This window comes from Microbacterium sp. 13-71-7 (genome assembly GCF_002257455.1).
GTDB lineage: Bacteria > Actinomycetota > Actinomycetes > Actinomycetales > Microbacteriaceae > Microbacterium.
In genome coordinates this window covers 1-8,650 of record NZ_NCKN01000178.1, presented here as the reverse complement: position 1 = coordinate 8,650, position 8,650 = coordinate 1, and the positions used below count along the sequence as shown (strand labels likewise).

Genomic DNA, 8,650 nt, shown 5'->3' with positions numbered 1-8,650 from the left:
GGGCGGCCCTTGCTGCAGAGTCCTCTGCTCGGGGCGATAGGTTCGTGGGGACGCGCCTTGTCGAGCTGCGAGGGGTCGGGGTGTTGCGTCATGGTGGGGGGGTAACGATGGATGCGCCGATCGGAGAGGTGCTCGCCCGAGCTCGTCGTCTCGTCGAAGAGGGGGAGCAAGGATCCGCGCGAGCTGCGCTGTTCGCAGAGCTCTCGCGTGCGCACCCCGCGGAGGATCCGGTCCAGGCGTGGGAGATCGCCGAGGCGACCCGGCTGCTGGTGCGTCTCGACGTCCCGGTGGAGACGGCGTCGATCGTCGACGAGCATCTCGAGCGGATGTCTGCGCTGACGCGCGGGTTCGACGACGACCGCACGAGGGAGGCGCGCGCCGCCGCTGAACTCGAACGCATCGAGTTCATCCACGATGTGGACGGTCTCGACCCGGTTCTTCATGTGGAGATCCTGCAGCGCGCCACGGCTCTCGACGAGAGGCTGCGGGATGCGCCGCAGGTCGGGGTCCGCCGCGTGGCGGCGGAGGCGGCGCTGACGGCGCAGCTGATCCGCAGGTGGCTGGAGCAGGACCCGGTGTCGATCGCCGTCGCGCTGGAGGCCCTGGCTGTGCGTCTGGGCGGAGAGAGCGATGACAGGCTCCGCACGATCCGCCTCGACGCGCTGGTGACGTCGTCGCGGTTGCGTCTGGAGCACGGGCTCGACCTCGAGGGTGTTCGCGAGATCCTGTCGGGGGTGCTGCGCGATGTCGACCTCGTCCCCGGAGCAGCGGGTCTGGGACTGCGTGCGTCACTCCTGCTCGTCGACCTCGATCTCGCTGAGGGCCTGGACCCCGCCGATGCGGTGGTGCGCGCGCGGGCGCTGCTGATCGCTCACGACGCCGCCGATCATGACGCGTGGCGCGCTGGTCTGGCTGTTCGTCATCTCCACGGGATCCTCGAGCGGCTCGAGGATCAGCCCCGAATCGGCGTCGAGGAGGAGGAGTGGAGACGGCTCCTCGAGGCCTACGCCACGGCCCGGGATCCGGGCGCGCGATCGACCGTATTGGCGGAGGTGCTGCAGGCCGCGGGAAGCGCATCGCAGGTGACCGCGAGGATGCTGGCCGTCCTCATCCACGCCGACGCGCTGTATCGGCAGGATCCGGATCCGCAGACGGAGCATGCCCGCTTCGCCATCGCCGCACGGATCGCCACGGCGCTGGGTCATCCGGATGACGCGGCGGCACGAACACGTGACCTGCCTCGCCGCGACCCGGGCGAGGCGGTGCGCTTCTCGGCCGAGACGGAGGAGCGGTTCGCGACCTTGTGGCACCGTCGCGAGTCCGTGTCGTGGATGGCCGCACTGCTCGTGGATCGCGCTCTGCGTCTGTCCGATCTTGGTCGCCGGGATGAGGCCCTGGCAACGCTGACGGCGATGCGGGCGAAGGTCCGGGCCTCCGGCTTCGAAGAGGCTCGGCTGGAGCGCGCCCAGGCGATGTACTGGACCCCGAGGTTCCGCCTGGAAGCCGGTCAGGTTCAGGAGGCTCTGGGCGACATCAGGGCCGGCCTGCAGGAGTTCGGTGCGGATCCCGACGCCCGGGTGCGCCTGTGGGCGGCCAACGCGCTCTGGTCGGCCTGGCGCTCCGGCCGTCTCGACGCCCTCGCCGCCGCGCGGCTGCGAGCGGAGTTCGCCACCTGGTTCGGCGAGGACTCCGACCCGGCGATCCGCCGACGTGACGCCACGAGGCGGCTGAGCGATGCGATCGCCGCACACGAGGCGGGGAGGGCGGACGATGCGATCGCCCTCTTCCGGGAGATCGAGGAGCGCTTCGGCGCACTCGACGACGAGGACGTCGCGGACACGGTGCGGCTGGCGCGCGAGAACATCCGCATCCTCACGACCACGACCACCACGGGCGATCCGGGGAGCGCCCTGTACCGGTCGCTGAGCGACCGCCTCTACGCTGCCGATGACCTTGCACATAAGGGGCAGCTCGCCGCGGCCGAGACGCACTGGGCGGCGATCATCGATGCGACGTCCCAGGCGGACGATGTGGACCTGGCGATGCTGCGCCTCGCTGCTCTGGACGCCTGGGCCGGACATGCCCAGGACGCCGGACGCTGGGAGCAGGTCGCGGATCTGTCCCGCCGGGCGACCGTGCTGCATCCCGGAGCGGATACCCGGGCGCGACGAGTGCAAGCCCGCGCATACTTCCGCCTCGGCGTCGCACTCAGTCGATCAGGACGCTCACGAGAGGCGATCGCCGCGTACGAGGCTCTCGATCTCCTGGGCGCGGAATCGACCGATCACGACGTGCAGGTCGCTCGCCAGCAGGCGGTGTTCAACCGTGCGGTGGCGATCGATGACCTCGGTGATGCGGCGGCCGTCGATGCCTACGAGCACGTCGTCGCGGTCCACAACCAGTCGACTGACACTCCGACGGGACGACTGCGCGTCGCGAAGGCCCTTCGCAACCAAGCAGTGCTCTTCACCGCTCTCGGGCGCGCCGCGGATGCCGCTGCGGCTCATCGTCGTGTGCTCGATCTCGCCGCGGGCGCGCTGGAGCCAGAGCTCCTCTCCCGGGTGAAGGACTCGGCGTTCGAGTTCGCCGCCGCCCTCTCCGCGCTCGGCGACCATTCCTCGGCGCTCGCAACCTTCGAGTGGATCCGCGCGACGCCGCAGTTGGCGCTGGACCCCGCCGAGCTCCGCGATCTCGCGCGGCGCGAGAAGAACGCGAGGCGAGGAAGAAGACGATGAGGGCGCTCTCCCCACGGTTCTCCCGTCCGCTGGCGGCTCTGGCCGTCCTGGTGCTGCCCGTCTCGCTGGGGGCGTGCTCGTCGCCGATGGACGTCACAGAGGCCGAGCGCGCCGCCCACGCGACCTGCGAGATCCTTCGCCCGCTTCCGGGCGTCGAGTCGGCGCACTGCGCCGTAGACGACGGCGGGTTCGACGCGGGGATCTCGAGGGATACGGACGTCGAACTGGATCGGAGTGCGACGGCGGAGCAGGCGCACCGCGTGATCACCACCTGGCTGTCCTCCAAGGACGGAGGCTTCGACGAATACGAGGTCCCCGGTTCTCGCGCGACCCCGTTGCATCTGACCATCGCGACCGCCACGGAGGCCGCTTTCACCGTCAGCCCCGGTTCTGCGCCCACCGGAGTCGCCTTCGTCCAGGAATGGCTGGGCCGTGCGCAGAACGGCATGCCGATCTCGGCTTCCGTCGACGACGGCCGCAGGATCCGGCTGGCCGAGGACGGCCTCTCCCCCGCGGAGCAGGCCGACCTTCTCGACGAGTTCTCGATGCAGACGCGCACGGACCTCGTCACCCTTTCGATCGGATCCGACTCCACCATCGAGTCACCGGTCCCGGCGTCATTGGGACCGATCCTTCGCGAGTTCGACGCCGTCTACCGCGGACTCGCCGGGAGCGATCCCGAGCACGAACTCGAGTTCAGTGTCGACGTGTTCAAGAGCGGCCCACCCCGACTGTGGTGGAGGATCCCCACGGCTCTGGCGCCGGCGCTCCCCTCGGATACGGCTCTCACCGATGCCCCCGGATGGGCGTCGATCCGCACCCTGCTCGAGGCCGCCGCTCCTGGCGGCGACGTCTACAGCGTCACCATCACCGCCCGCCCGGGGCAGGTGCTCGGGAGATTCAGCACCTCCGGATGCGAACCGGAGCTGTCCGGCCCGGCGGCCCAGTTCGGCGATGAGCTGCAGACGCAATGGGCAACGATCCACGGCATCGACCCGGCAACCGCGGCCTGCGTGCGGTGAGCCCCGGAAGCGCCTGAGGTAGTCCCCCGGTGATGCGCGGAACGGCTTCCCGCATGCGGTCATCCACCTGCGCCCCTCTCGCACGACAGGGGCCGCGATCCCTACGTCGTTAGAATCGCGGGCGTGACGGAATCCTCTGAGCAACTCGCACGGCAGGAAGCACGATTCGATACCGACGTCGTGGAGATCGCCGTGGTGACCGGGCCGAACGGCGTCACCGGCCACAGGACCGAGGCAGGACATCTGCTCGGGGCGGACGAGTTGTGGACGGCTTCCATCGACCTGGCCGCATGGGTGTCTCTCGTTCCTGGTTCCCGACAGGAACTCCATACGAAAAGGGCTCAACTGGTTCGGCTCGTCGACAAGAGCGAACTCGCAGTGCTGCGGGAGAGCATTCGCCGAGATCAGATCTACACGCTTCAGGTACGTCAGGGCAACGGGTATCTGAGTCCGTCGGAATTGACGGCGAGGAACAGGCTTGCGGAGATCGGGTTCGCGTTCGATACGGTCGACGAGTTTCTCCTGGTCGATATTCTCCCGCCCCGCGCTGTCGCCGTGCTCGAGACCGTTCTTGCCGCGCAGACGACACCGCAGACGTTCGAGTCTTCCGCCTTGGGTTCGATGATCGAGGACCGTGCGGTGGGATGGTTCACGCGACGCATGCCATGGTTCGGGCGCGAGATCGAGGTGTCCGTCGACGGGGCGAGCGCTCCTCAGATGCAGAAGACGACCCGAACGATCGCGACCCTGGCGGACGACGCTGATCTCTGGCAGACGGGCGCAGCCGCCTTCGCGGCACAGGAACTGTGCCCGCTGTACAACGAGAGTTGGCGTGAGGACACCACGCCACTCGACGCGGATGAGTTCGCGGCCCGACTCCGGCTGCTGTCGATTCATGTCGGAAGCGATGATGGTTCGTTCAGCCTGGAGTTCGACGATGACGACATGTTCGGCGGACACAGCATCCATCTCGATGGATCGCTGAACGGAACGTTCACGAACGCGGGGATCTGACCGAGACCGCGGCGCGTCGCGCAGTTGGATGAGATTGTCACCGTGGGTGCCGAAACGATCAGTTTCGAGCGATTGCGGAAATCTACAAGTCGGCCACGTGCCAACCCTTTGGCGATGCGACCGGCGTGCCGATCCGCGGTCCCAGGCCAGCCGGTGATGGCGTGCGATCAAGGTTGATCGCTTGATGCGTGGGCCGGGGCGACGAGCCAGGTGAGGTTGATCTGGATGGTGGGCGGAAGCGCGATGTCTGCTGGGCTGATGAGCTGCGCCCCGGACCGACTGTTCACCGAGCCCCTTCCGTCACGCGCTGCAGATGGAAACGTCGGTCGGCGCGGCATCGACGATCTCGGTCGTGACGGCCGACCATCCAACAACCGTGCCAGGGGGTAGAGCGGGAGTGGCGGCGCTGGCGCGGTAGCCTTCCAGCGCTACTTGCCGCTCCCCGATGAACTGTCCGGTCGCGGGATCGATGATGATCTCTTGTCGGAAGCTGTTGTTCGTTTCATCACGCCCTATGGCGGTGCCGGTAGTGCCGTTGAGGGTCGCCTGGCCGTCGGTGACGGTGACGCCCGGGATGAGCGCGGCCGCTTGATACATCGCGGCTCGATACTCGGCCGGTACAGCGCCCCCTCGTAGGGTGTCCGCGATCCAGACGAGTGCTTCGCCGTCGGGGGAAGGGCCTGATCCGGCGCTAAGACGATAAATCTCGGCGAGTAGCTCGCTCGGTTCCAATGGCAGCTGGCTGAAGTCGTCACTCGATCCACCTGGAACGGTGAACCCGCTCCGCGGGTTGCCCATCTCGGTTGCCCCGTCTGGCAAGTCGTACTTGATCCGACCGCCAGGCATTTCGATGAGGTGTCCAATGGGTCCCTCCGTCATCAAGGCCTCCCGCTGCGCTGCGAGCTCGGATTTCGGGCCGAAAGTCTGGGCCACGCTTCTCCGGCACTGGATCATCCACCAGGTGTCGTTGCGATCCGCGGGACGGAACACTTCCCACCGCTCTCGTGACATGTAGTACTGAGCCTCGGCGGTGCTGAGGTCCGGCGTGGGGGCGGCGTCCACGTCTTCGTCCAGCCATGCCGGGGTCATGTACTGGGCGTCATTGCGCACGCGTAGGTACTGCCCCGGTGCGAGCTGAGGGTCGGTCGTTTCAAGTGTGGCGACAGCCGCGGCGTTAAGCATGTCGGCCGCTGCCGGATCGGCGCCGCCGTGCCAGCCTCCGACTCCGAACACGTTGCCGCCGATGAGAGCGATCGTTAGGGCGCCCGCGCCCAGAGCAGTGAACCCGGTCCACGCCACGGTGCGGCGTCGACGGCGCCGCACCGGCAATGGGGTGAAGGAGGTGTCGTCCCCTAGTGCTGCGAACGGCGCGTATGGTGTCTCCGCCTCGATCTGTGCGAGCAGGGCTGCTCTTCCGCGGGCAACGCTCGCCGGAGTGCGCTCGGGGATGTCAGTCCGCGCTCGGCGCAGGAGCGAAGTTTCGTCCATGGCTCTGTTCCTTCTCTTGATTCAAGATGGGTTCGATAGCGGCGCGCAGCTTGCGGCGCACGCGGTTCAGTCGTGAGCGGACGGTGCCGACTGGGATGCTCAGCGCTTCGCTGATGCCCTCGTAATCGAGATCCCCGAACACGTGCAGTAAAAGGGTGTCGCGGTCGCCGGTAGGTAGTCGGGCGAGCGTCTTGCCGAGGCGGCGGGTTAGGCGTTTCGCGTCGAGGCGAGCGTCGGCGGCGTCAATCTGATCTATATCGGTGCGAGCCAAGTCCGACGCGAGCATTCCCCGCCATGCTCTTGCTTCCGTCCGTGCGTGCTGCCGCATCAGGGTGGTAGCGATCCCCAGCAGCCACGCGCGCGCGTCGTCGCTACCAGTGAAGTCTCGCCGACGAGTGAAGGCGACGAGAAACGTCTCCGAGGCAATGTCGTCCGCTAGGAACGCACCGACGCGGCGGGCCGCGTAGCGGAAGATGACGCGCTCGTGCCGGTCGTACAGCTCAGCGAATGCCGCTGGCTGCTCGAGGGAGCGGCGGATGAGTTCGCCGTCATGGGTGGTCACACTAGGTATTGTCCGATCTGGGCGATCGAGTTCGCGGCAATTCTGCGATCACGCCGTATGCAACACTCGACCGTGCTTACAGCGCCCTTGTTCTCGCACTGGCGAGTCTGCTGCTGATCGTCGGCTCGGCTTCTATCGCACTGCCTTGCCTATTTGACTCGCGCTGAATCTCGCTCCGAAGCACCCGGGCGCAGAAGCTAACGGCGGATCGTCATCGACACCGTCGACTGCCTGAATCGCCTCGCTCTCAAGAAATGACGCTGCCGACCGCGCACCGAAACTGCGTGCCGAATCCTGTCGTCCCGAAAACCGGGTTTCGATACGGACTGCGTTAACAGCACATCGGCCACCCGCCTTCGCGCCGCGTCCCGTAATCGATCGTTTTCGGCAGCCCACCGTTGGAAGAAAATCAGGCGGCTCCGCCTCATGATGACCGAGCTCAGACCCAACACCTGTCGGCGCCGCTCCCGGAGCGTGCCGGTAGCCACCCTGTCGGGATCGAAAACAATCCGTGTCCGAAATACCCGGTCAGGATGCAAGACAGACACAACAGCGCGATATCGGAGACTACTCTTCGAGCGCGGCACGCGGCCAAACATGCACCGGCGATGAAAGCCAAACGCCCGATCAGACACACTTTCGCATGTCCAATCGGGCGCCCAGTCGGTGGACCTGAGGGGACTCGAACCCCTGACCCCCTGCATGCCATGCAGGTGCGCTACCAGCTGCGCCACAGGCCCAGACGCTGTTCGCGGCTTCCCGCGACAACTCATTCAGAGTACAACATGGCTGTCTCACCGCGCCAATCGAGACACCGGATGCGGGCCGCCGGGCGTGTCCCCCCTCCTCCGGATCACGCGGAGGGCAGTGCGCTGAAGGCGTCGCGGATCGCGAGCACCAGCTGCCGGACCGCGGTGGACGGGCCGCGCGTCGACCCCTCCGACGACGTCGCCACGAGAATGGAGCGCACGAACGACGGATCCGCGATCGGTCGCAGGACGATCCCCGGATGGGAGCCGCCGACGGCGAGACTCGGCAGCAGGCCCACCGCGAGGCGGGCCGCGATCATCCCGAGCATGACCTGGAAGTCGTCCGTGCGGATCGCGACGTCGAGCGCGTGTCCCCGCGCGGCGAACGCGTCGATCACGATCGTGTCCATCGGGTCGTTCCCCGCCGCGGCGAAGAGCCAGCGCTCCTGCCACAGCGTGAGCAGCGTCGGCACGTCGATCGGCCTCGGCGTAGCGAGCGGATGCCCGACGGGAAGGGCGAGCAGGAGCGGATCGCGGTGCACCTCCCTCGTGGCGACGTGCGTGCGGAACGGCAGCTCGTACCCGGGCACGGTGTAGACCAGAGCGGCATCCAGGCCGCCGCGATTGATCCGGTCCACGAGCGTCGGCACCTCCTCGAGCATCGCGTCGACCTCGATCCCGAGATCGTCGACGCGCGTCACGACCGAGGGCAGGATCTTCGCCGCCGCCGTCGGGAAGGTCCCGAAGCGCAGTCGCACCCGACCCATCGAGGTCAGCTCCCTGGCGTCGCGGACCGCGCGCTCGCCCAGGGTCAGGATCTCCTGCGCCCTCTCCAGCAGCAGCGACCCCACCGGGGTGAGCCGGCTCCCCCGCGACGAGCGGATCAGCACGGGCGAGCCGACGAGGCGCTCGAGATTCTTGAGGTGGTAGTCGACGGTCGGCTGCCCCCAGCCGAGCCGCCGCGCGGCCGCGGTCACGGATCCCTCGGCATGCACCGCGCGGAGCGCTTCCAGCTGACGCAGATCGAGCATCGACACCAACCTCCTATGTCGGCAAGTACCGGTTGCTGGCATGCCGCCA

6 protein-coding genes and 1 tRNA gene are annotated in these 8,650 nt (G+C 67.6%); 3 read left to right on the top strand and 4 right to left on the bottom strand.

What is annotated here, in order from left to right; all coding sequences use genetic code 11:
- The first annotated feature begins 107 nt into the window (after positions 1-107).
- From B7X32_RS15305 to B7X32_RS15295, 3 genes are all read left to right on the top strand, one after another.
- Positions 108-2,735: a hypothetical protein gene (locus B7X32_RS15305; protein ID WP_292721399.1), complete on the top strand. Its 2,628-nt coding sequence runs from the start codon at positions 108-110 to the stop codon at positions 2,733-2,735.
- Positions 2,732-3,757: a hypothetical protein gene (locus B7X32_RS15300; RefSeq protein WP_292721398.1), complete on the top strand. Its 1,026-nt coding sequence runs from the start codon at positions 2,732-2,734 to the stop codon at positions 3,755-3,757. Before B7X32_RS15305 ends, B7X32_RS15300 begins: the two co-directional genes overlap by 4 nt.
- Positions 3,758-3,880: 123 nt before the next feature.
- Complete coding sequence (locus B7X32_RS15295; protein WP_292721394.1) at positions 3,881-4,771, top strand: DUF2262 domain-containing protein; 891 nt, start codon at positions 3,881-3,883, stop codon at positions 4,769-4,771.
- A gap of 300 nt (positions 4,772-5,071) precedes the next feature.
- On the opposite strand, the gene B7X32_RS15290 is transcribed toward B7X32_RS15295, so the two are convergent.
- From B7X32_RS15290 to B7X32_RS15275, 4 genes are all read right to left on the bottom strand, one after another.
- Complete coding sequence (locus B7X32_RS15290; protein ID WP_292721391.1) at positions 5,072-6,259, bottom strand: CU044_5270 family protein; 1,188 nt, start codon at positions 6,257-6,259, stop codon at positions 5,072-5,074.
- Positions 6,222-6,821 carry an RNA polymerase sigma factor gene (locus B7X32_RS15285; RefSeq protein ID WP_292721388.1) on the bottom strand — a complete coding sequence of 200 codons (600 nt, stop codon included), beginning with the start codon at positions 6,819-6,821 and terminating at the stop codon, positions 6,222-6,224. Before B7X32_RS15285 ends, B7X32_RS15290 begins: the two co-directional genes overlap by 38 nt.
- 667 nt (positions 6,822-7,488) lie before the next feature.
- Positions 7,489-7,561, bottom strand: a tRNA-Ala gene (locus B7X32_RS15280).
- 113 nt (positions 7,562-7,674) lie between these two features.
- Positions 7,675-8,601 carry a LysR family transcriptional regulator gene (locus B7X32_RS15275; protein ID WP_292721401.1) on the bottom strand — a complete coding sequence of 309 codons (927 nt, stop codon included), beginning with the start codon at positions 8,599-8,601 and terminating at the stop codon, positions 7,675-7,677.
- Between the last annotated feature and the right edge of the window lie 49 nt (positions 8,602-8,650).